Here is a 23,624-nt window from a genome sequence, read left to right on the forward strand (position 1 = left end):
ATTATCCGGCGGGGACTTTCAGGCGCACACGCGTGAGCCACGGGGTGTACGTGCTGACCTCAATCGGCAGGGTGCGCGTGAGCAGGCGCAACGCGCGGTCGCTGTCGTCCGTCGGCAGCATCACGGTCACCCGAATGCCTTGCAGCGCCTTGCGATCGAACATCAGCACACCTGGGCGATGCCGCGCCAGGCGCTCAAGCACATCCGCCAGCGGCTCGTCATTGGCCAGCAACTGGTGGGCCGTCCAGGCTTGCTGCTGCGCTTGCACATCGACACTTTTCGGCGTGCCCGGGCCGTTTGCATCCAGGCGCACTTGCTCGCCGGGGCCGAGGGTGATCGTGTGCCCGGCACTGTCGATGCGGGTTGAAGATTCGAGCATCTTGACCACCGTGGCGGTGTCGCTGAGTTCGACGATAAAACGCGTACCCAGGGCGCGAATGCTGCCTTGCGGGGTGTCGACATAAAACGGCCGCTGGGCATCTTTGGCCACCGCCACTAGGAGTTCGCCGTGCAGCAGTTGCACGCGGCGTTCGGTAGCGTCCAGGTGCAGGTTCACGGCGGAGTTGCCTTCCAGTTGCAGGTCACTGCCGTCGGCCAGCAGCGTTTGGCGCCATTGGCCACGGTCGGTGCTCAGGTCGGCGAACAGATAGCCACGTTGCTCGTACTGGTACGCCGGCACGCCTGCCAGCAGCAGGGCCAGGGCGAGACACTTGACCAGCGTTGCCGCGTGGCGCGGCTGCCGTGCCCGGCGTAATGCGGCACGGGCCGGGGCTTGTTTAAGAGGCAGCAAGTGGCCCTGAAGGCGGGCAATGGCTTGTGGGTGCTGCGGGTCGGCGGCCAGCCAGGCGCGAAATGCCTGTTCGCTGGCGTCGTTGCCTTCGTGATCCAGCCGCACCAGCCATTCGGCAGCCTGGCGCAGCACAGCGTGGGGCAGAGGCTGGTTCATGGCTGGGCGCACGCATCGCACGCCAGCAAGGCTTCCACCAGGTCGTTCTGTACCGTGCGCACCGAGACCCCGAGGCGCTGGGCGATTTGCGCCTGGTCCAGGCCTTCGAGGTAACGCAGGATGAAGGTGTCGCGTATCCGCTTGTTCATGCGCGCCAAGGCCCGATCAATCGCTTCAAGCATTTGCGCGGCTTGCAGGATCTGCTCCGGCGAAGGCGCCTGTTCAAGGTACGCGGCGCAGCGTTCGAGCTCTTCGCGGTAGGCCTGTTCCAGGCGTCGGCGGCGGCCATTGTCCATCAGCAACCGGCGCGCGATGGTGGCCAGATAAGCCCGTGGCTCACCCGGCGCCACGTAAGTACCCGATGCCAGCAAGCGTACGAAAGTGTCTTGCGCCACGTCGGCCGCCTGATGGGAGCAATGCACGCGACGCCGCAACCAGGTCAACAACCAGCCGTGGTAGCCGCGGTACAGCGCATCGAGCGTAGGAGCGTCGGTGGGCGAAGACAGCTTCATGAGAGAGAGTCGTAAGTGAGAATTAATCCCATTCTAGTGGTTTCAAACTTCGGGCTGCAATAGACGGCACATGATCGGTTGAGAGAGACTTTTTCGAGGTGATGGCATTAAGCTATCCGCCGCTTAACCTTCGCGGTATCTAACAGGACTTGAGTTTATCTATGGATCGTTCGTTTGCTTGGGTCATTCCGTTGTGTGTGGTGGCCGTTTTGGGTGTGGGTTGTTCCTCTCAAAAAGGCCCGCCACCGGCCAAACCCAAGCCAGTCGTGCTGATGGCAGACGACCACCATGCAAAGGTGATTTTCAGAATGCTCAGCACTGAATCGCAGGTGAGCTTCAGCGCTGGCCCCGTGGGAAATTTGAGCAACGTGGGGGTTGTTTACAACGATGCCCAAGAGCAGCAAATGCCGGCATTTGCCCGAGGGTTGTACAAGGGCCTGGCCCATGGAGTTTATCGTGCGCGGCCGTTCCGGGAGATGCTGGTGCCGGCGGATCAGTTGACCGTGGTGGAGGGCGTTGCGAACTGGCGCAGCGATCACGGCACGTCGTACACCCTGGAAAAGTGCGGGCCGTTATCGCGCAGCTTCTTGCCGAAAGCGAACAAGACCTACCTGGTTGAGTTTGATTTACAGGGGTTCTCAGTGTGCAGCGAGAAGATTTATGACGTGACGGTGGAAGGGCAGAAGGACCTGGTTTTACCGGTAGGGATTTAATGGATTGCCCCGCCCTCATCCTGTTTTCCTGGAGTTTTTATGCGTAATTTACCGCTGGTATTAGTCGTTGCCGCACTGCTGTTGAGCGGCTGCAGCATCCCCTACCAGACCCCTGAAGCCCGCGCTCAGATACAGCAGGACCTGGGAGTTTCCGGCAGTGACATTATCGACATCTCCTACACCAACTTCTGCAAACTGAAGTATGGCGACGAGGCGATCTGCCATGCCGAGCAAGGCATAGCGGTTCTGACCCGCAAAGGGCTGATCCTGAGCAAGTACCAAAGCAGCCGGTACGTGCCGGCCTACACCCTTAAAACTGCCGAAGTGTTGTGTGGCCATACCGCCACCTCCCGGGAAGCGGCGGAAGCGCTGAACATGTTCACGGTGGACTCCAACTTCGTGTTGCTGCCGCTGAATGCCGACAAGCAATGGAACGGCACGATGCACCGGGAGATGGTGGACTATTTGCTGGCTGATGGTCAGCCGTTGTTGATTGGTGCCGGCGCGAAAGCAGTCAGGCCGAGCGGCAAGAAGAAGTACGGCGGAGGGATGATCCCGGGGACAAAGATTCCGTACTTTACGGAGTTTGAATATTCGGAATTGGTGAATCCTTGTCCGGGTGCACCAAGTGATGCCGCCCACAGCGACTGAGTGGTTTAAATATCGTCGGGGTTGATCAGGGCGGTCAGTACATGGTCCGCCCAAACCCCGTTGATCTTGAGATACGCCCGCGCTTCACCCTCGCGTTCAAACCCCAGCCGCGCCAACAGGCGCGCGCTGCGCTGATTCTCCGGGCGGTAGTTGGCCATGATTCGGTGCAGTTGCATTGCGTTGAACACATGGGCAATCGCCGCCGTCAGCGCTTCATGCATCAGACCCTGGCCTTGGCCAGACTCGCTCAGCGCATAACCCAGGTGACAGGCCTGGAACGCATCGCGTACGACATTGCTGAAGTTGCAGGCGCCGATGATGTTGCCGTGGCTGAATATCAGTAGGTGCAACGCTTCACCGCTGGCGGTTTTGTCGGCCAGGGTTTCGAGGCGTTCGGTGATGGCGGCCAGTTCGAAAAAGGCGTCATCACGCGACGGTTCCCAAGGCTGGAGGAAATTGCGGTTTTGCAGCAGGTACGCTTGCACGGCACGTGCGTGGCAAGGGTGGGCGGGGAGCAGTAAAAGTCGTTCGGTGCGGATGGCGGTGGGGGGGAATGTCATGCGTCACCTCCATGTGGTGGGGCAGTGTACTTTTCTTCAGGCATAAAAAAACGGCCTACCTTTCGGTAAGCCGTTTTTAGTACTTGGTGGTACACAGTCATTTGAACCTGATATCTAACAGACTGATTTAAAAGAATTTAATTATTCTTGTTTTTCTAGGCATACAGGCAGGCATACAAGCGTGCTGCTGCTGTGGTCGTTCCCGTTCTGCACCTTGGATATACTCCCAGTATTGCTTCGACATAGATTTATTCGATGTCGGAACTCTTCCTTTCGCTGATTGGGGATTGCGTTTTGACGGTGGATGAAAAAGACGATCGTTCTGAAAGGTCTCGGCACGCGATCACGCCAGACAGGGCTGGGACGTTATCTGGAACCATGCCTTTGCTCGATTATCTGTCTGTATCAGAAAGAATGTTGGCGCCTATGCGCGAATTTCAGGAGAAGATTGATCGGATAATGGCTCCGTCCCGAAAGTATCAGGAGGCGATGGAAGCAATGCTATCGCCGTCGCGTAAGTTCCAGGCGACGATGGATGCCATGGACAAAATGCTAGCCCCCACGCGTAAGTATCAATCCACAATGGAGGCGATGGAGAAGTTGTTAGCTCCTTCGCGTAAGTTTCAGGCGACGATGGAGGCGATGGGTAAGCTGCTTATCCCTACGAGTAAATACCAAAAGGCGATGGATTCGATTGGTAAAGCGCTGGCCCCAACGCGTGAGTATCAGGCAGCGATGGAAGCGCTGGAGAAAAGATTAACAATTGCACGGAGCCACGAAGTTTGGAATGGAGCACTTGGTGCAAACCTCGCTCCATCAGACACCTTTGTGGCTCTATCGTCCGTTACAAATTTCAATCAATCGTCTCAGTCCTTAAAGTCAATATTGGCGGGGTATGAGTCGCTTCAATCGTCTCCGATTTTCAAGTTACTGGTGTCGACAGAGCCGGAAAAAGTTGAATCGTTGATTGGTTCGATCGAGCGTACCTCTCTCGATCCTGAGCTGGGTGCTCTTGATGCTCACCCAAGTACCCAAGCCGTTGAGGACGAAATTGTCCAATCATTGCAGAGCGGTAATCGTGAGCAAACGCTCAGCCTGCCCGCGATTGCCTTCCTCATATTTTTCTTTAGTGCGGTACACGCGTTCTATTCCGAAGTAGCAAAATGGAACGACTTCCGTGAGTCAGTTTGTGACATTGAGAAACGTCTTCAGGGATTTGACTCACTCGCTCAGGCGCGAAAGGTGGTGCGTGTCGCCTTATGCGACGTGCCCACAGAAGTGAAGAGAAGTTATCGCCTGACTAAGTCCGAGGGTGTGAACATTCGCGTGGGGCCCGGAATCAAAGCTGAGGTCATCATGATGCTTCCAAAATTTGCTGTTCTTGAAGTGATCGACTCGGAAAATCGAGACTGGCTACTGGTCACATACAAGCACCAGGGGATAGAAATCGAAGGCTGGGTTTCAAGAAAATTCGTCGGCCCGATCTCTCGATCCTGATTCGTCCCGCGATTTAAGCGAGGGGGCCCCTGCAGGTTTACTCTTAGTACGGGGCATGAAACCCGCGGGATCGTGGTAGCGGCAACCACACCAGCTTACTGAAATTTCAATGTTGAAATTGAAAGGATCTTGAAGACAAAAGGGCATCGTTACCGTATTGGTAACGGTACTCGGAGATGGCTGAAAGGGTAGGGCATATGCACAGGTGAACAGGAGTTCACCAGGTTCACCTGTTCACTAAGCTGGGTGCCCTTCCGCTAACACGATCCGGCGGGTTTCCTACCCCGTACCAACAGAACATCCCCAGGGTCCCAGGCGATATTGGAGTCCTGTTGCTGTGTCTCACCTGTTAGTTATTGGCAAACAACACTCCAAAGCGTCGTATCGTTTGACGCTCCACCGTTCGAACTCTGCATTAATTGTTACTAAGCCAGACAAGCTTTCGCTGGCGGCGCTATCACTAATGGGGCGGGGGACTGAAAAGAGGTGTTACAGGTGTTACAGGTGTTGCAAGTAATAATAACTATCTGAATTTATTGGATTTTATTTTTGTTACACGCCGTTGGTCTTTCGCGTCCATTGGGTGTTACATGCCAAATAGGTGTTACAGCAGCGCATACAAAAATTGCTATTCCATAGGTCGTAATCGGCTAATACGGACGGTCTTACACGCTAAAAAAGCTGTTCTTTTGAAGCCGTTTTAAAGTTAGTCGGTTTTCTTACCTATGCGCCCCGTCTGCCGCTTCGACCTTCAATTCGAGCTCATGGGCCTCAGCAATGCCAACACCGACTAACCGCCCGAGCGCGCGGTCGATACGGGCGCGCGAAGGATGTGCTGGTGCGAGCAACTCAGGCTCTTGGATGATCGCCGCCTCCAGCCATTTGACTACCTTCCGTCCTATGCCCATGTCGATCCACAGTTCGGGCGCTTGGGTGCGATCAAACCAAGCCTCGGTCGCTTCGAGCAAGAAGTCGAGGTGACGCGCGCGGGTCGCAACTAAGAGCAAATTCATCGTGCACAGAGCCACGAAGGCCGTCGGCCCGCCTGCTAGAAGCGGTCTCATCGCTGGAAGGAGCGGGTCGACGCGGTCGAACAACACGGGTGGCAGATAGCTCTGCGTCCCGTTGAACGGGTTGTAAGTGTTCAGCATTACCTTTGCGATGATCCCGCCGCTCTCCATATCGATCCGTGAACTGGATGGATCATCGGCATATTGCCACCTGTGGAGTGCCATCACGCGTTGCGCCAAACGGGTACGCAAATCAGCAGGCCGTATGGCCGGACGCTGCGGATCGTTGCAATAAAGTGCGTCGGCCGAGTGGATGATAGTCTGAGCAACCTTGCCGAAAGGCTCGTCCGGCAGATTTGTCACGAGTTTCAGATCTGCTTCGAACGATGCATCGGTGGCGTTGAGCAGCCGCTCGGCGAACAGCGCGTAGTAGTGCATATTCCATTCGTGCGGATCATTATCTATCTCGATATCTACTGGCAGACCTAGCCCGTTCATCCGAGCCGTCCAGTCCACGTAAGCCTCGACCACCTCCTGCCGCCAGTCGATTGATCCCTTGGGCGCGGCTTGGACCATCGCCAGCCATTGCGCTGCCGCCTTGCAGTTGACGTGGATGATCGACGATGGCTCGGCGACCGCTGACTCGATCGTCTCTTCTTCCCCACAATCTCCAGAAATGAGGGGTCTAGGAACGTGGAGGTGCGAACCGCGGCGCCGAATCGGGTATTCCTCGGGCCAAGCCGGCCATGCAGGTTCGGCCTCGCCATCCAACCAGGCGATTTCGGCCGCGACTGCGGTATCGACCGCAGCGGTCCTTTCTGCACCGAAGCGCGTATGCGCTGCCTTGTCGTCCTCGTCGTGGCTTTGCCAGCGCCAAATCATGCTTGCGAACGCAGCGCGCATGGATGCCTTGAAGAGCTTGGGCTGGGTTTTTAGGATCCGCTCAAGTCCGGCTGAGAATGCCGGCCCCGCACTGCGATCCCCGCGCGTCGCGAGCCGGATCAGCGCGTTCCGGTCCGCTTCATTGTCCTTCCGTGCCCAAAGATTGATCAGAGTCAGGATGGCAATCGCCGGCCGATTGAAGCACAACGTATCCTGTGATCCGGTGCCGCGATCGGAATGTTCCTCGAACGCGATTGCAATAACTTGACGGACCCACGCCTCCTCGGTAGCGAGCAGACTATCTTCACCGTCGCGAGTCACCAGCAAGGCCGTCGTGATCAGCCTGGTTGAGCGCGACTTGAGGTAGTCGGTGTCGCTGTCGTCGGGAAGGTCGCCGCCCGCATAGGCGACCGCATCGCGCGCAGTCTCGGCGGTAGCGTGTTTACCTTCGCCATCGATCGCCAAACTGATGCGGGATTCGACCTCGATCGAACGCAAGCGTGCGACTCGCTGTTTCTCCATCGCTTCGAGATGCTTGGCCTCGTCCGCTGGCGGTCGATACCCTAGTTTTTCGTCTCCGATGTCGATCCAGTTCGATCGTTGCAGCATGTTGTTGGCAAACCGTGCGATGAACCGCGCGTCAGTAAAGTTCGAGTAGGATTGAATGGGCTCGAGGCCCGCGACCGCCGCACCCAGATGCTCGCGCAGGCGGTTTGCTACTTGATCATCTCCCAGATAAAAGTGCACTACGTCGAACAACGTCGTGTGTCGCGACGGGCGGCCCTTCAAATCAGCGAGTCTGACCTTGTCCTCCGGCTCCTTCCCGATCGCGAGCTGATCGATCCCAGATCCTCTATCGCGGTCACGACGCAAGCGGTCGGTGGCCAGCAACTCTGGATCTGCAAGGAACGGCGCCAATGCATCGCGCGCAACGTCGAAATGTGACAGCAGTACATCTACCGCAACTAGGAGGTACGCTGCACAGCCGCCCTCGGGCCCTATGATATCGGCGAGCACATCATCGACAGCTGCACCATCATCAAGCCTTTGCTGGCTCCAGGCTTCTAGCGCCATGAGTCCGGAGGCTGCCGAATATTCGCGGCATTGATCCCGGGACCAGAGATAGCTGTCGGTTCGGGGAAAGAGCCGTGGACCATCGCCGAAATTGACGGTGAAGCCAGGATTTTCCGACGCGTGTGCGTCGGTGCTGAACGCGATCGCCTCAGCTACCAGTGTGCGGATCAACTTCAATCCTTCGGTGGGCGCGGACTCCAGTAGATCGAGGAACGGGGGCTGCGCTGGCGAGGCGGGCAAGTAGCTGCTGTCGGCGAAGGTGAAGGCCTGCTCCATTATTCGATTACGGCGGTCGCGCCGTTTATTTGTCTGGAGGAGGCTCGCTAATACGAGTTCCGCTAGTTCGGCGGGCGCAACCGGCGCGATCACTTTCGAAAACTGTCGGATTGCATCGACTTTATAGTTGTTCCGCTCAAGGCCTACCTCCCTGAGATAGGCCTTGAGTTCATCAGGCGCAAATTTTCCGAGAAACATAGCGATCAGGCGAAGTTGCTCGATCATGCTGCTTCGCCCGTCGCTCGCTGCCCGCCCAAGGTTCCTTTCCCCCGGGATCGTCACATCGGCGTCGCGGACATCGAGCTGTCGAAGCCAGCCAAAAAGCATTACAGCAATTTGGCGGGTGAGTATCTGAAGATGCTCGCGGAGAGAGAGCTGTATCTTTACCAGTTCTACCACGGCGCCGATCGCCGATATCGAGATCTCGGTCGAATGCGCCAGCACCCAGCGCAGCACCTGGAGGGTTGAGCCGGTGACATCGGTCCGATGGGAACGTGGCAGGTCTACCTTGGCCCCGTCTGGCATTGTCATCAGGTCGGCCGTCGCGACCGTCTCGACCGCGACGATCGTCGTACACAATTCGACGAGGAGAGCCGCACCGTCTGCAAGCAATCCGGTGCTGCACTTTTCGAGCAGTTCGTATCCGGCCTCCGAACGCGATAAGGCAAGGAACGCCTGACGTCGCCAGGATCCATGCGCCCCATGGGGCGAGAGTTGCCCGAGTAGTTGGATCAACCCGCTGCAATCTGCATCGGATTCGAGAGCGAGTCGGGCGGCGAACTCGATGCCGCGGGCAACGCGTGGTGAGACCGGCACGCTCATGTTTAGAGCCGCCAGACGCTGGGGGTGCTCGGCAATATAGTTGCCTATCGCCCAGTCGCGCAGCACGTCATGATAGAAGTCTAGGCGGTCGCGCCGTACTTCCCTCAGCGTCAAGGCCCCTATCAGATGCGAACGCGCCGCCGAATCTTCTGCGATTTCAAGCCCTTCTTCGCGCTCGAGGGCGCTGGCAGCGAGCGCTGCTATCAGCCGCTGCGCCGCGCGAACGCTGTTTGCAGGCGCGCCGTCCGCGTTCCGCCACCAGAAACCGGCCATCGCGGCCTCGGTCCGGATCCCTGTAGCGCTAGGTACCTTGAGCAGCCGGGACAGCCGGTAGAGATTTCGGGCAAGCCCGGCGGCGGGATGTTTCGGGTCCAGCAGCGATCGCAGATCCGGTGCTAGGTCGACGAGGGTCGCGACTTCATCCTCCGACAGCGGCCCGACTTGTATCGGGTACGCGCCACCCATTGCGGCAACGATCTGATCGTCCAGCCAGTGTTCGATATCGGTATTGCTGGCCGTTCGCTTGGTGGCGATCACCTTGAAGTCCGGGATCGTGCTCGCTGCCCTTATGAGCTCGGCGATTGTGCGCTGGCGCCCGACATCGTCGAACATGTCAATGCCGTCGATGAAGAGCATCGCCCCCCCGCTTGCGGCCAGTTCGGTCAGGAATTCCACCGCCGATCCCGGGATTCCGAGAGCGTTTGAAAACGGCAGCCAGCCACCCGGAGGCGTCGCATCCTGGTCGAGGACGATGATCGGAGCCTGGCGCGCAACACGCTCGGCGAGATGGCGAAGGACCCAGGATTTTCCGACGCCGGGATCCCCGTGAACCTCTACGAAACGATGCGTTTCGGATGCGTCGTCCAACGCAGCGACTGCTTCCAGCCGCGGCAAGGAGACCCCCGCCACGCTCGTGCCGATATGGGCAAGCGTATTCTGTGCAAGCTCGGCAAGTTTGATGCGTGCCTGACCATATTCGCGGCCGCCAGCAAGCCGAAATCCCGCCTCGGCGAGATTGGCCACCAGGGTCGTTCGGTCTATTTCACCGCCGGTAGTTCCCGTCTTTATTGACAAATCGACCAGCCGGCTCCATAGCGCTCCGGCGCGGCCAACGTCCTCGTCGGCCAGTGCTATCCGTGCGAGCGCATACCCATAGGTTCGGGTGATCGGTGAGGTCGCTTCGAAGTCAAATTCGAGGATGAGCATCCGTCGTAACAACCTCCAGATCGCATCGTCGTCATCGGCTACACCGCCCGCGACGAGGTGTTTTCGCGTCGTCGCGACGAAATCGCGCATATCCTTGCTCGCGATGCCCCTGGAGTCTAGCCGAGTGAAGAACGCCGCCGCGCTCTCAATTGCCCGCGCCCACTTGAGTACATCCTGATAAGCGCCGGAAATCTTGCGGCTGGTCCGCTGCGTCGCTATGCCGAGAAGGTGTCTCTCCGCCGGAACGGAATCCACGATGCTCCGTGCGATCTGGGAGGCGACGTCCTTATAGACGCTGTCCCCCGGCGAGAATGTGATATCCCGCTTCGACTGAATTTCGAGGATGGCGGTCCCGGCCGGCCCTGCTCCAAAAGCTATCAGGTCATCCAGCTTAAACCCGTGCTCGGTGCCTTGAAATCGGATACTGACGACACTAGCGTCTGGCATCCCCGGTGCTCGATTGCCCGTCAGCAGGGCGAGCAGATAGAGGGCGCCAAGTTCGCCTTCGATATAAGCGCCAGCCGGACCTCGCGAGGCCGGGCTTGAACCGGAATCCATTTCTGGTCTGAGCTCCATTTTCATCATCGATACGTCGGGCGAATAGTCGCCCTCCTTAACTAGCAAGCTTATCCTATGTTCAAACACCACCTGATGTCGTCAGCTTGTGAAATTATCAAGAACATCTGGAAAAAATGGCTGAAATGGGTGCGAAGGCGAATGTTGGTTTTCAGGACACTTCCCGATGACGCTCCATTCAGAGCTTCATTCATGAAGGCCTAAAATCGGCCCAAAAGTGGACGTCGAATCTAAACTTTGCTTTGCAAAGGAGCAGATAGCAGCCAATTCTAATCAGTGCGAGCCTATTTGCTTAGTGATTTCGGCACTTTTTTGCGTCAGGTGTTTACTACGTGCACTTGGTCGCCCAGTCGGGTATAAGCATTTATGTAGCATTGCCACGTAGTTTGGCGCGGGGATGATTGCCACTCTACGATGAAATGGTTGCTTTTAAAATATTGGTATAAGTAGGGAAATATATGCCGATCAATCTCGACGTTGTCATTGATACAGAAGATTACGAAGTTGATATGAAAGCTGGGCTCGAAACTTTGCAAGGAGTCTCTGAAGCAACTTTGAGCATAGCTGAGACGCTTGTGACCGGAAAAGTCTCCCTAAGGCATAGAGGGGTCAGCAGTGTAAGAACTATTTTGAAAAAAACTTTTAAGGGGTCTTACGGGCAGATTTTTACAGTTGAAATCTCTGATGAAAAACTACAGAGAGAATATAAAAAGATAGGTAATCAAACATTTGTGGAGTTGATGTCTTACTTTATGAAAGAGGCTCTTTATGTCGAGTCTGTTGAATTGTCAGAAAAAGCTCAGAGGATTGTAGAAGGTTTAGGCGATTCTGCCGAAGACCTAATAAAAAAATTGCGCGTATCGTCAATGGAGGACATTCACAAAGTATCAACAAGATTTAATCATGATGTAAAAATTAGATACAGGAAAAATTTGGACGAGAAGGTGGTTATAGCGAGCTTCAATAAGTCAACTGTTTTGGCACTGCAAGCTAAGGAGTCAGATAGCAATATAGATATTACCGCCAGCATCACGAGGCTTAATATCAATACCGGGAACGGTAGGCTTCTTTTAAAAGGAGCAGATGAAACAGTAGCTTTTGGTTTCGGAATTGAGTACAAAGAAGTTAGATTGGAGGCCAAGAAAAAATTCTCTGAAAACCTTGACCACAATAACGGAATAGATAGTTCTAATTGGAAAAACTTAAAAATTATCGCGAGACCTATAAAGCTTCGAGACGGAAAAATTGTAAAGTATATTATCAAGGGTTTTTATAATGATTAATAGGTATGTGGCGGCGGCGACATTGTTGCTTATTAGTGTTTTCGCTTCTTACCTATTTCAATTCTATCTTAAGCTTGGGTATGGGGTATCTGACGATCCGGCTGTTTGGGGGCAGCTTGGTGACTATTTTGGCGGCCTCCTAAATCCCATGTTTAGCTTTATTTCTCTCGTGCTGCTTATCAAATCATTAACGTTGCAAAATCAAGCCAATCAAGACCTTAGGAGTGAAATAAGCAATACACGAAAGTCCGAGAGATTGCGCTCATTTGAAACGCAGCTTTTTAATATGATTGATTCTCAGCGAATTTCGTTAGATGCATTCAAGGTTGAGTTTGAAGAGCGAGGTGTGCTTGTAAATAAATATGGTGCTGACGCAATAATCAAGATAGAAGATGATATTGCGTATCTAAGAAGCGAGTCGCCTGATATTGGCCGAGTCACTGCATATTTGGAGGATGTGGACTCTGCCGATCGAGTGTTCGGGGTTACTAGAGTTTTTTATAATATGGTAAGGATGATCACTGATAAGCTAAGTGACTCCAATGGTTTTTCCATGGAAGACAGGCGCTCTCATTATCTCACTCTTATAAACTTCACAGATTTCGCATTATTACGTTTGGTGATGATGAGTGCGCAGTTTATGGAGTACTCGTCTACTGAATATTTAAAATCTAATGATGAATTCAATGCTGTGCTGAATGAAGTGGGTCTTAGCTATAATCTTTACTAATATTTGCCCCTCTGTCCAAAATACTGGAGTAGATCACGAAACTAATGTTGGTCGGCAGATTCGGCCCGGATTCTGCCTTTCGAGTTTTAGTGTAGCGGAAGCCTTTGCTGGCTTCCGCTTATCGTGTCATCGTTTTTTTAGATTATGCTCAATTAGCGTCAGTTCTGCGTTTATCGCAGTGATTGTGAGTTTCTGCGTCGATGTGTTTTTCCCAATGTTGGTATCCACGATAGTGAGCAAAGTGGTCAGGTGAGTTTTTCGCGCGTTAAGCGTTTCGGAAATGGACGAGATATTTCGCGCCGCCGTTTTCATGGCTTCATTCCTTGGAGTGATTTAAACAGCCCGCGATTCAGGCTGTCTCTGTGTAATCAGCGGTTACATCGAGAGTAGATCGCGCGTGCGATACTGGCTGGCACGGTCTGCCAGTTCGCCCCACCCCCAACTGCCGAAGTTTTCACCCTGCTCTGGAATATCAAGCTTCATCAAGGACATCGGGTCGCGGCCAATTAGCCGAGCAGCGGCGTATAACTTTCCGCCTACATCCAGCAGCGTCTGGGCCGCTTCGTTCCACGTTTCTTCCAGGGCATCGTGAGCGAGCCGTAAAGCGGTGTCCTCAATTTTTTGATGTGCTTTATGAGCTTCTTCGATATATCGGTCCACGGTGGACAGCTCTTGCTCCAAGGCGGTGATGATCAGGAGCTGGCGGCGATGTTGTTCGGTGGCGGTCGTGAGGTTTTTCGCCGCTTTCTGGGCATCGGTATTAGCCGTTTTTTCGCCTTCGACATCGCCCCATGCAACTGCTTGTGCATAGGCTGTCGCCGCCTCGGTCTCTGCCTGGCGTGCGCTGGTAATGTGGTGCTGAGACTGCTGACGGACTTCCTCTAGTCGAGTGCTTAGGCTTTTCCGTTTAGCATTGAGCTCCAGCTCATCTGCCATCCAGTTCGCCATATCGGCAATGTAGCCTTCCATCAAGCTTTCTCTGTTGGCCAGCTTTTCCAGCCGGTCCAGCTTCTGATCCAGTCGGAAAATCTGATGATCGATCGAGTCGATCTTTAATTTTCTACTGCTGATTTCATGTCTGACGTCGCTCTCACGGCCGTGGTTAATGACGTCTTCGCTTACAAGCGCCTCCTCAAAAGGTGGCAGTTCCTTTTTGATGACTTCCATTTCAATGCTCAATTTGGCGCGTGTGTCTTTCAGTTGTTCAATTCGGTTCATTAGTTTTGTCCTGATAATTTAGTTGGGGTTCGGAGTGGCTGGCGAGGCCCGCTTGAGCCGGCTCTACCTCAGTCAGTAGGTCCGCCTTCAGGCGGCCTGAGCCTCGCTCTCATCCGTTCCCGGCACGGTCTTCACCACATAGCAACGCTGAGTGCCCAGACCGGGTAAGCGAACAGCACAGGAGGCTTTTCCGTCCGGCCCGGGCTCAAGGACGCCACGGCGTATCAGCTCCTTGTTCACAGCATTGATGTTCATGCCCTTGAACACTTCTGAGCGCCATGCCTCAGGCAACACGTAGTAAGTGTTGGTGGTGTGCAGCGCGTCACCCAGGCCGTGCTCCAACGTTTTGCGAAAGCCCAGCCGGTCGATGGTGCGTGGACCGTGCTCATCGATCTTCGCGGCGGCCGACTCCCAGCGGGTGAAGCGGCTTTCACCGAAGCGCTCGATGATCTGGCGCAACCGCGCCAAGATCGCGTCCCCCTCAAGGTTCCCGGCGCCACCGCGCTCGTTCATCCAAGCACTCAGGCACACCCGAGCTGCGGTGGTGGCAGTGCCATCCGGCCATCCAGTAACGCCGAAGGCGGTGGCCAACTCTCCGGCCGCTGCTGCGAGACCAAAACGAAGTGCTGCACGCTGGGCCTGACCACTGGCCGAGGCGGGCAGGTTTTGGGTGATGAACTGTTCAACCGTGCGGCGAACGATCACCGACCACCTGAGCATTTCCCCAGGCGCGCACAGCGCGTGCATGAAGGCGGTTAGGGGCGTGCCGTAGTATTTGGCGACACGGGCCTTGAGCGCATCGGAGAGGGCGGCGGCATCTTCAAAACCGTTCAGCACATCGAACATGCCGAGGCCTTTGCTCGCATCCGCAGGCACGGCGAGCATGCGCACCTCCATACCGGCTTTCAGCTCCTTGTTGGCGTCGGCCATGTGCTGCGCCAACGTCTTCTCCCCCGTCGAGAGAAACAGCAGGCGCCACTCCTGCACCTGTCGGCCCGCTTGTCCTCGATCATTCGCCCGTGCCTTACCAGTACCGTTGCCGAGCATGTACACCGTTTCGCCAATAATGCGCGGGTCGCACATGCCGATTTCATCCAGGACCAGGAGACCGTCTGAGTGAGCTGCGGCGATGGACTCCAGGGCGTTATCTGTCGAGCGCCACGAACGCACCAGACGCGGCCCTCCATAGACCGAAGCAGCGACTTGCAGGTGAGTGGTCTTGCCCCCGGAACTGTCGCCGTACAGGTGGAAGCCGCCCGACTCATGCCCGAGCAGGTTCAGCAGCGGGCCTGCAAAGGCCACAGAGACGACAAACGCTAAGCGGTGGTTGCCAACGCACAGCGCGCCGATTTGCTGCTGCCATTGCTCCAGAGAGCCGGCCTCGCTGATCGGTGGCAACTGCGCACCGGCCTCATAAAAATGCAGGTGTTCGGCGTGTGAGCCTATTTGCTGTTCGGGCAAAAGGAACGCGTTGTCATGCCAGCCCAGACGCGTCACCAAACGGGCGCGCTGGGCGCTATCGAAGCCGCCGAGGTAGCTTTGTAGGTCGTTGCGGGCATTGCGTCCTGATCGGCTTCCGGCAAGGCGCAGGCCCATGTCTACCAGCGGGCCGAGTACGTCTTTGCCGAAGTCGCCGGTCATGGTTCTGGCTGGAATATTCCAGCGTTTTTTGGCGCCGTCCGGGTCGTCGAATTCGACCAGCAAGCCCCAGTTGTGGCCCTTGTCGTCGCGAGTGCGAGCGATGATTTCGAGAGGCGAACACACAGGGCGCGCCTCGCCATCATCGCCGGAATAAAACACCCCTTCAGGCGTCAGACGAAAGCCGCCCGGCAACAAATCATTTTTCGATTTCGCAGGTCGTTTGGCGGGCGTCTTATCCTTAGGTTGTTGAGGTTCAGTGGGCTCAGCTACAGTGCCGAAAAACTCGCCGTTGCGCACCAGCCCGGCCACGTGGCAAGCAGTCCAACCTTTGGTTAATGCGTCCGCTGCATCGTCGCCGTCCGCCCATTTTCCACCCTTGATGAGCGCCGGTTTACCGCCTTTGCTGCTGGGCTTCAGCTTGAATACGTCAAGCGAGATTCGCTGCACTGACGAGACGCCCAGCTCAATCAATTTGAGCTCTATGGCATCCATGCAGGCTTTGCCACTGGCATCGTTATCCGGCCACAGCACCACAGCGCGCCCTTTGAGTGGCGTCAGGTCGGCCTTGTGCCAAGAGTTGGAGCCGTTCGGCCAGCAGGTGGCTACGTGGTCGAGCATCAATTCGGCGGCGGCGTCAGCAGCCTTTTCGCCTTCACACAACACCACTGGCGCATCGGCGCGCTGTGCCAGCTCATCCAGGCGCAGCAATGGCCGAGGCTCCGGCAATCCTTGCCAGCGCCATTGTGTGGTCTGCCCATCGGAGCGCTTGCACCAGGTCAACGGCGCAAAGACCTTTCGCGGTTTGCCGTCCTCATCGGGGCCTAGGTCGAAGCGATACAGCGCCATGACCGGTTGGCCCTGCGCATCGCGATAGATCCACACCTTGGACGGAGCGCCGTGTTGCCGGTGTTTAGCTGGGCACTTGTTCATGGCCTCGGTCGGGATCGGCTGAATCGCGATCCACTCCGGCGTTGCGCTTTTGGCCGGTGCGCTTTTGGTGGTCGCAGATCCTGCGGATACATTGAGCAGGTCTGCCAGCTTTTTGCAGGCCTCAACGTCCGTGCCGCCGTCGATGTAGCGCACGAGGTCGATTAGGTCGCCGCCTTTATCGCCGGTCGCAAAATCCGCCCAGGTGCCCTTGCTCAAGTTGACTTTGAGTGAGCCAGCGCGCTTGTCCGTGCGAGTCGGATTCGGGGCTGTGTATTCCTTGCCGCCGTCGACGCGTTTGCCGTTCGGCAGCCAGTGAGCAAGCACGCGGTCGATGTTCTTCAGGGCATCGCTTTTTACGTCGGAAAAGCTGGGGCGTTTTGAGGTGGTGCCGGTGCGCTGGGTCATGGCGCTACCCTCGTTGCATACATCGCATCGCTCACGTCATCGATCAGCGCTTTTGCCATTTCACCTAGGTAGAGAGCAGGCCAGCTGAATCGCTCGCCCTCGTTACTCATGGCGGCTTCGAGGGTCAGTTGATTGGCGTAGTACTGAAACAGCGATATGGCCTCAAGTGCGTCCTCGATCGGCACGCCTGCATTTACCCTAAACAGCTTTTGACTACCGCTGGCAACGCATGAGAATTCGGCACGCCCGCGGGTGTTGGCAGTGTTCATAGAGCACCGCCTTTCTGGCCCATTGGCACAGAGGAGGCATCACCATACAAGGCGAGTGTTTTGATCAAGCCCAAGGTGCCGCGCACGTCCCAAATAACAGACGACAGTACGCGGTTGGAGAGGGCGGGTTTATCGCCGTCTAAGTGATCTTCCAGCAGCATGAGAACTGAATCGGCTCGGTCCAGGGCGCAGGTGATGGCGTCGATGGGAATACCGGCTTCGGCGTCCTGGCTGACGCAAAGTAGATCCTCTGGCAGTGAAAAGCCTGGGAGCATGCTCATTCGGCACCTCCTGCGGCTTCCAGGGCGCGAGCCTTGGACATATGGGCGTTGTAACGGGAAAGGCGTGTCGCGAGGCTGGAGTTGGCGTGTAAAGCGGCGAGAGCCATTGCTCGATGAGCCGCGGCGCGAAATTTGGACGGATTGAGGGCGTGCATTTGGTGAAGCTCCTGTATGTGAGGAGCTGCCACTGATCGTCGCCAAACGAATTAGGGTGGCAGCTGTGCGCAGGTTGGCGAACCGGGCATACAGGACCCCGGCAGACCCGAAGGTCTCCCACGCACAGCCGCCATAAAGCAGGAATGCGGGCACAAAAAAAGCGCCTGCAATCGGTATGGGGGCGCCTGTGCGCCTGCATGTACTCGGGTCGCCAAACCCGATCGCTGAATTTGCAGCGACGGTCAGAGAGTAACGCCCGTTTTTTGAAAGTGCAACTGTGCGGATCACTTGCGGATTTTTCCGGTGGGGAATAAATTGATTAGGCATGTAGATTTACCTCAACGCCTCCGGTTGCCGCCGGGGGCGTTTTCGTTTCAGGCATGGACTTCCCAGCTCAGGGAAACAAAGGGCAAGAGGTCGCCTTCGAGGCAGGCGCGTGCATCCTCATAGGCGTCGATTTGTTGGCCTTCGTCGACGATGATTGCTTGGGGGGCCTGGCAGGGAACTGACAATGCGCACCAGATCCCATCTGCCCATCGCATCACCATGACGTCCCGGTTAAGGCGTTTTTGCTCTGTGCGGTGGCGCTCAAAGCGCTGCATACCTCGTGATGAGAAACCCACTGTTCTGAGTACAGAAAAGGGCTGCAAAATGGCCTTGTTGGCCACTCGATTTTTCATGCTGCCACCTGATCACGGGCAGCGATGCGTGCGCGTGTCCATGCCTGAACTTCCCCCAATACCCACGCAACTGGAGCACTTCGGGCATTGCTGTTACTCAGCTTTACCGGTAGTGGGAATCCGCTTTCAGGTTGACGCATCAGCTTGTAGATAGTCGGGCGTGCAAGCCCTACGATTGAAATGACCTCGGGCATGCGGATGAGGGTCATGGAGGGGTCATGCGAGGGAATTGATTTTAATACGGTAGTCATAGCGAGCTAACCCTTTGTTAATTGAGACAACGGGTCATACGCTACGCAGGGGAGGGAGAGTGGACTGTGTCCGCTCCCTTTTTTATTTCAGAGGTCTAAGGCCCAGAGCGGTCAAATGCTCTCGAATGGTTTTTTTTGTGCCGTGGCACTTCCGTTCGGAAAGAAGATTGGTCAGTTCAGCATCGGACAGACTTCGCATTTCAATTTTCCGGCCGTTAATGATTTGCTCTGCAGCCGCTTTGATTTTTGCCCGCCTATCCATAGCCAAGGTCTGTATTGCAGAGCTGGGGTTTCGGTTCCCATTACCTGCTTCCTGGCCCCTTCTCGTCGCCTTTGTCGACAAGGCATCGTCGAGAATTCGATGCATCAGACTTGATGTGTTGAAGCCTTTTTTAAACACATCCATCTGCTCCACCTGGCGATAAAGACTCGCCATCAGCAGCGCCTGATTCGCCTCGCCTAGCAACGTCGCGAATTCTTCTCGTACCCTGATCTCGTTTCCGCTGCTGCGGTCCCGCTCTTTTTCGATCAGGACAAGGTACTGGCGGGGTGAGTCATGTTTCAGCTGCTCTATCAGGTCTGCATCAATGCCGTAAGTGGTGAGCTCAAGGTCGAACAGCCAATTTGCAAGCGTCTCCACAGCCTGCGTTCCCAGTACCAGGGCAAAGGTCGCCGCAAGCTGTGAGTCTGTTGCGGAATGACTCACCCCAAGAAACCGTCGAATGACACTGGGCAATGAGCCTGCCTCTGCATAACTGGCATGCTCGCTAATGGGATCGCGAAGTCGATAAAGGGTTCTTGTTACCGACTCTGCACACGGAGCGTAGGAGCCCTCCTCGAGCCAGAACGAGGTGGCTGTGTTGATCAGATCGAAGGCATCGTTGAAGTGGTTGTTGAATTGCGGAAACAGCGCAAGACTGCGAACGGCTGCCTCGACGTCGTCCTGATCCCACACCAGGCACGTTACATCGAAGCCTGCGATTTCGAGTTCAAGCTCTTCTGCATCGATGCCCCGCTCAAAGTCCATTTAGATCTCCCCGCCGCCCCGAAGCCGATAGGCTGTTACAGCGATTTGCGGCTGGAAGCGCCAACGCCAGCAGGGTTGAGGGCGCGGTCTTTCTGTAACACGACTTCTCGATGTAACACGTCGTGCTTTGAAGTTTCTTCGTGCGTGTAACACGTAATATATTCAATAAAAACAGTAGGTTAAGTGGTTTCGTTACACGCGTTACACGCGTAACACCATCTTTTAAAGGGAAGGGGGTTAACGACTTCACACAGCCTTCCCAAATTGACCTTGCACTACATTTCCGGCCTCTAGGGAATCAAGGTGATCGGCGTACCATTGCATCATTTTTACGCGTTGCTCAAAGTATTGGGCCTTGTTGTAAATCCCTCGAACACCTTGTGCCTTGTGGCTGAGTTGGGCCTCGATATGGTCAGCCGGATATCCGCGCTCGTTGAGGATCGTGCTGGCGATGTGGCGGAAGCCATGGCCGGTCTGGCGCCCTTCGTAACCAAGGCGTCTTAGTGCCATTAGGAATACGGTATCGCTGCGGGGTTTAGTGCGGTCGCTTCTACCGGGAAACAGGAGAGTGTAAGCGCCGGTGAGTTGCCGAAGCTCCAGTAGTGCTTCGATTGCTTGAGCGCATAGTGGCACCAGGTGCTCACGACCTTTCTTACGACCCTTGCGTTCTACTGGAACGGTCCACAGCCTCTTGTCGAGATCGAACTCTATCCAATGTGCTTCTCGGAGTTCGCTGGGGCGTACAGCCATCAGGGTCAACAGCCTTAGGCCAAGCTGAACATCTTTGGCGTGGGGGTAGGAGCGTATCGCTCGAAGTAATCCTGGAAGCTCATCGGGAGATACGTGGGCGTAGTTCTCTGCCTTTCCTGAGGACAGAAACTTATGCACGCCCTCCAATGGGTTGTTGACGGCTCTACCGGTCACGCGAGCCAGGTCATAGATATCTTTGCAATAAGCCCTCACACGGCTCATCTGTTCCAGAATCCCCTGACGTTCAAGCCCTCTCAATAGCTCCATCCACTCCATCGACATGATAGAGGTGTAGGGGCGTTTACCGAGCGAGGGGAATACATGGCGTTCAAGTGCGCCGAGTATTCTTTTGGCCGTACCAGCATCCCACCCGCTTAGGCGAGACGTGTGCCACTCCCTGGCCAATGCTTCAAAGGTGTCGTTAGCCGCGTCGATCTCGGCAGCTTGGCGAGCTTTCTTTGAGGTGATCGGATTCTTACCTTCCGATGCGTCTGCGCGTAGATCGGCCGCTTTCTGCCGAGCGAAAGCGCCGCCGACTTCCGGGTAGCCGCCAAGACCAAGCCATGACCATTTTCCGTCCGGCTTCTTGTAGCGTAACTCCCAGGACTTTTGGCCGTTTGGCTTGACCCTGAAATATAGCCCTGGGCTGTCTAGTTCACGGTATGCCCCGGCCTCAGGCTCCAGGCTGGAAAGTGTCGTGTCAGCGAGAGGGCGCCGCTTGATATCTGTGCGTTTCATCCTTGTATGCCTTCAGTTCAATTATTTATGAAGCATACACGTGGGCATACACGGTGGGGAAGGATAGGGGTAGATAGAGGTGGACAGCCAGAAACAAGAAAGCCCGCACGAGGCGGGCTTCTTGAGGTGATTCATAGACTGCTGTAGACGTCTATGGATCGGTACTTGGTGGCTACACAGGGACTTGAACCCCGGACCCCAGCATTATGAATGCTATGCTCTAACCAACTGAGCTATGTAGCCAAGTGGCGCGCATTATTCGCGGAGAACGGGAATGCGTCAAGCGCTTTTTTTGAAAATTTATCTACGCTATCAACTGTTTAACGGGAAACACCGTGTTTGGTGACGAGCGGTTGGGGTTTGCGCAGGTCCCAAGGCGGCGAAGATCAAAAGGTGGGAGCGGGCTTGCTCGCGAATGCGGTGTGTCAGTCAGCAGAGGTATTGGCTGGTCCACCGCATTCGCGAGCAAGCCCGCTCCCACATTTGATCTACTGTGTTCTGGCGTTCGTGCGTCAGGTTTTGCGCGGGTGCAGGCACTCTATCGAGCGATCCACCATGGCTTTGGCCATTTCCAGCAGGTGCCACACGGCAAGCACTTTGGCACGCTCGGGGCTTTGCAGTTGTTCGCCACAGTCGAGCGCGGTGGCCGAGGCGCTGTGCAGCAGGTCGGCGGTGTAGAGCAGGGAGTCTTCGAAGCTGATTTCGTCGCTGATGGCGTAGAAGTTTGTCGAGGGTTGCGGCGGGTCGGTGGGCAGGTAGTGGTCGAGCGCTCGGTTGAAGGCGGCGCGGTCTTTGGCTTGGTCACGGGGTGGATCGGGGACGATCTTGAACATGGTGTAGCTCCTATTGACCTGAAGAAGCTGCCACCGTCGCTGCTAAACGAGAAGGGTGGCGGCTGTACGCGGGTTAGCAGACCAGTCAATAGGAAAACCGGCGCACCCGAAGGTGCCCCACGCACAGCCACCAAAAACTGGGGCGTAAAGCGTGTGCCTATTGAGTTCAGGCTGCTAAACCCGATCACTGAAAACCAGCGACGGACCGAAGACTAGCCACCGACTCCCCCAGGCACAAGGCCGAAAGATTCTCTAGGAAACGTCCCGCAAATTAAAGGGATTCATCTTGCTGGCCCTTTACAAGCCATGACCGCTGCATCGATTCACCTAGTCGTTAGCCTGCTAACGGGATAGCCTTCCTGCCCCCAAAAGTGGCACATTGTCGCACCTGCACCTGTGCATCCATCTGCTGTACGGAAAACCTCCCATGGCTCTGAGCAATTCCCAGCCCTCCGTGGCTACGGCGCCTGCCGCCGGGCAAACCAGCCCGTTGGTGATGCGTGTGATCGGCGCGGTGGCGCTGGCGCATTTGATCAATGACTTGATTCAGTCGGTACTGCCTTCGATCTACCCGATGCTCAAGGCCAATTACGGCCTGACGTTCACCCAGGTCGGCCTGATCACTCTTACGTTCCAGCTCACCGCGTCCCTGCTGCAACCGTGGGTGGGTTATTACACCGACCGCCATCCCAAGCCGTACCTGTTGCCCTGCGGGATGATCTGCACCCTGGTGGGCATTTTGATGATGTCCCAGGTGGGCAGCTTCCCGTTGATCCTGCTGGCTGCGGGGCTGATCGGGATCGGCTCGTCGACCTTCCACCCGGAAGCGTCCCGCGTGGCGCGCCTGGCCTCGGGCGGGCGTTATGGTTTGGCGCAGTCGACGTTCCAGGTGGGCGGTAATGCCGGCTCGGCCTTCGGCCCGTTGCTGGCGGCGGCGATCATCATTCCGTTCGGCCAGGGCAATGTGGCCTGGTTCGGCCTGTTCGCGGTGTTTGCGTTGTTTGTGCTGTATGCAATCAGCCGCTGGTACGCCCACCACTTGAACCTGTTCAAGCTCAAGCAAGGCCAGGCGGCCACTCACGGCCTGTCCAAGGGCCGGGTGCTGAGCGCGCTGGTGGTGTTGGGCCTGCTGGTGTTTTCCAAGTACTTCTACATGGCCAGTTTCACCAGTTACTTCACCTTCTACCTGATCGAGAAGTTCGACCTGTCGGTGGCCAGTTCCCAGCTGCATCTGTTCCTGTTCCTGGGGGCGGTGGCGGCGGGTACGTTCTTTGGCGGGCCGATTGGCGACAAGATCGGCCGTAAGGCGGTGATCTGGTTCTCCATCCTCGGGGTGGCGCCGTTCACCTTGCTGCTGCCCCACGTGGACCTGTTCTGGACCAGCATTCTGAGCGTGGTAATCGGCTTTATCCTGGCCTCGGCGTTCTCGGCAATTGTGGTGTATGCGCAAGAGTTGGTGCCGGGCAATGTGGGGATGATCGCCGGGGTGTTCTTCGGTTTGATGTTCGGTTTTGGCGGGATTGGTGCGGCGCTGCTGGGGCACCTGGCAGACATCCACGGCATCGAGTACGTGTACACGCTGTGCTCGTTCCTGCCGCTGTTCGGGGTGTTGGCGATTCTGTTGCCACGTACCAAAAAGGCCTGATATCGGGTCAATCGAGTCGGGCAGATATCCTTGCTGCCCAACGTTTGCGTCAAACGGGTAAA

Annotated in this window: 19 protein-coding genes and 1 tRNA gene; 6 read left to right on the plus strand and 14 right to left on the minus strand. The window is 56.1% G+C overall.

The features are described 5' to 3' along the window. Position 1: 1 nt before the first annotated feature. Together NVB75_RS24405 and NVB75_RS24410 are read right to left on the minus strand one after the other, a co-directional pair. Positions 2–946 carry a FecR domain-containing protein gene (locus NVB75_RS24405; protein WP_258343682.1) on the minus strand — a complete coding sequence of 315 codons (945 nt, stop codon included), beginning with the start codon at positions 944–946 and terminating at the stop codon, positions 2–4. Beyond that, positions 943–1,458, minus strand: a complete 516-nt coding sequence (locus NVB75_RS24410) for a sigma-70 family RNA polymerase sigma factor (RefSeq protein WP_087693776.1) — start codon at positions 1,456–1,458, stop codon at positions 943–945. Before NVB75_RS24410 ends, NVB75_RS24405 begins: the two co-directional genes overlap by 4 nt. Before the next feature lie 308 nt (positions 1,459–1,766). Here NVB75_RS24410 and NVB75_RS24415 point away from each other — a divergent pair, with 308 nt between their 5' ends. Both NVB75_RS24415 and NVB75_RS24420 read left to right on the plus strand, forming a co-directional pair. Beyond that, positions 1,767–2,171, plus strand: a complete 405-nt coding sequence (locus tag NVB75_RS24415; protein ID WP_258343683.1) for a hypothetical protein — start codon at positions 1,767–1,769, stop codon at positions 2,169–2,171. 39 nt (positions 2,172–2,210) lie between these two features. Continuing rightward, positions 2,211–2,822, plus strand: a complete 612-nt coding sequence (locus NVB75_RS24420; protein WP_258343684.1) for a hypothetical protein — start codon at positions 2,211–2,213, stop codon at positions 2,820–2,822. A 5-nt stretch (positions 2,823–2,827) separates the two neighbouring features. Here NVB75_RS24420 and NVB75_RS24425 read toward each other — a convergent pair whose 3' ends face one another. Next, complete coding sequence (locus tag NVB75_RS24425; RefSeq protein ID WP_258343685.1) at positions 2,828–3,382, minus strand: GNAT family N-acetyltransferase; 555 nt, start codon at positions 3,380–3,382, stop codon at positions 2,828–2,830. A 255-nt stretch (positions 3,383–3,637) separates the two neighbouring features. Here NVB75_RS24425 and NVB75_RS24430 point away from each other — a divergent pair, with 255 nt between their 5' ends. Then, a complete protein-coding gene (locus NVB75_RS24430; RefSeq protein WP_258343686.1) occupies positions 3,638–4,879 on the plus strand; it encodes an SH3 domain-containing protein in 1,242 nt (413 codons plus the stop codon). 719 nt (positions 4,880–5,598) lie between these two features. Here NVB75_RS24430 and NVB75_RS24435 read toward each other — a convergent pair. Beyond that, entirely contained in the window at positions 5,599–10,773 is a 5,175-nt protein-coding gene (locus NVB75_RS24435; protein ID WP_258343687.1) for an ATP-binding protein, read from the minus strand. 410 nt (positions 10,774–11,183) lie between these two features. Between NVB75_RS24435 and NVB75_RS24440 the strand changes: the two genes are divergently transcribed. After that, the gene (locus NVB75_RS24440) at positions 11,184–12,008 is read left to right on the plus strand and encodes a hypothetical protein (RefSeq protein ID WP_258343688.1); all 825 of its coding nucleotides are present in this window, start codon (positions 11,184–11,186) and stop codon (positions 12,006–12,008) included. Then, positions 12,001–12,738, plus strand: a complete 738-nt coding sequence (locus tag NVB75_RS24445; protein ID WP_258343690.1) for a hypothetical protein — start codon at positions 12,001–12,003, stop codon at positions 12,736–12,738. Before NVB75_RS24440 ends, NVB75_RS24445 begins: the two co-directional genes overlap by 8 nt. Before the next feature lie 375 nt (positions 12,739–13,113). Here NVB75_RS24445 and NVB75_RS24450 read toward each other — a convergent pair whose 3' ends face one another. The 10 genes from NVB75_RS24450 to NVB75_RS24495 all read right to left on the minus strand — a co-directional run bounded on the left by NVB75_RS24450 (position 13,114) and on the right by NVB75_RS24495 (position 21,917). Then, positions 13,114–13,956 (minus strand): chromosome segregation protein SMC, encoded by an 843-nt coding sequence (locus NVB75_RS24450; RefSeq protein WP_258343691.1) that lies wholly within the window; start codon positions 13,954–13,956, stop codon positions 13,114–13,116. A gap of 87 nt (positions 13,957–14,043) precedes the next feature. Next, a complete protein-coding gene (locus NVB75_RS24455; RefSeq protein WP_258343693.1) occupies positions 14,044–16,932 on the minus strand; it encodes a DUF927 domain-containing protein in 2,889 nt (962 codons plus the stop codon). Next, positions 16,929–17,201: a DUF3077 domain-containing protein gene (locus NVB75_RS24460; protein ID WP_258343694.1), complete on the minus strand. Its 273-nt coding sequence runs from the start codon at positions 17,199–17,201 to the stop codon at positions 16,929–16,931. The genes NVB75_RS24455 and NVB75_RS24460 overlap by 4 nt, the downstream gene beginning before the upstream one ends. Continuing rightward, the gene (locus tag NVB75_RS24465) at positions 17,198–17,482 is read right to left on the minus strand and encodes a hypothetical protein (protein WP_015636993.1); all 285 of its coding nucleotides are present in this window, start codon (positions 17,480–17,482) and stop codon (positions 17,198–17,200) included. The genes NVB75_RS24460 and NVB75_RS24465 overlap by 4 nt, the downstream gene beginning before the upstream one ends. A gap of 530 nt (positions 17,483–18,012) precedes the next feature. Then, complete coding sequence (locus NVB75_RS24470) at positions 18,013–18,318, minus strand: hypothetical protein (protein ID WP_258343696.1); 306 nt, start codon at positions 18,316–18,318, stop codon at positions 18,013–18,015. After that, positions 18,315–18,569, minus strand: a complete 255-nt coding sequence (locus NVB75_RS24475; protein WP_258343697.1) for an AlpA family transcriptional regulator — start codon at positions 18,567–18,569, stop codon at positions 18,315–18,317. Before NVB75_RS24475 ends, NVB75_RS24470 begins: the two co-directional genes overlap by 4 nt. Positions 18,570–18,651: 82 nt before the next feature. Beyond that, on the minus strand, positions 18,652–19,596 hold the full coding sequence (locus tag NVB75_RS24480; protein WP_258343699.1) for a hypothetical protein: 945 nt from the start codon (positions 19,594–19,596) through the stop codon (positions 18,652–18,654). Positions 19,597–19,842: 246 nt separating this feature from the next. Then, the gene (locus NVB75_RS24485; RefSeq protein ID WP_258343701.1) at positions 19,843–21,084 is read right to left on the minus strand and encodes a tyrosine-type recombinase/integrase; all 1,242 of its coding nucleotides are present in this window, start codon (positions 21,082–21,084) and stop codon (positions 19,843–19,845) included. A gap of 166 nt (positions 21,085–21,250) precedes the next feature. After that, positions 21,251–21,327 (minus strand) — tRNA-Met (locus NVB75_RS24490). Between the two features lie 269 nt (positions 21,328–21,596). Next, positions 21,597–21,917, minus strand: coding sequence for a DUF6124 family protein (locus NVB75_RS24495; RefSeq protein WP_063033154.1), 321 nt, complete (start codon positions 21,915–21,917; stop codon positions 21,597–21,599). Between the two features lie 427 nt (positions 21,918–22,344). Here NVB75_RS24495 and NVB75_RS24500 point away from each other — a divergent pair, with 427 nt between their 5' ends. Further along, positions 22,345–23,562 carry an MFS transporter gene (locus NVB75_RS24500; protein ID WP_008430708.1) on the plus strand — a complete coding sequence of 406 codons (1,218 nt, stop codon included), beginning with the start codon at positions 22,345–22,347 and terminating at the stop codon, positions 23,560–23,562. Positions 23,563–23,624: the final 62 nt, after the last annotated feature.

The organism is Pseudomonas sp. CBS (assembly GCF_024734645.1).
Lineage (GTDB): Bacteria > Pseudomonadota > Gammaproteobacteria > Pseudomonadales > Pseudomonadaceae > Aquipseudomonas.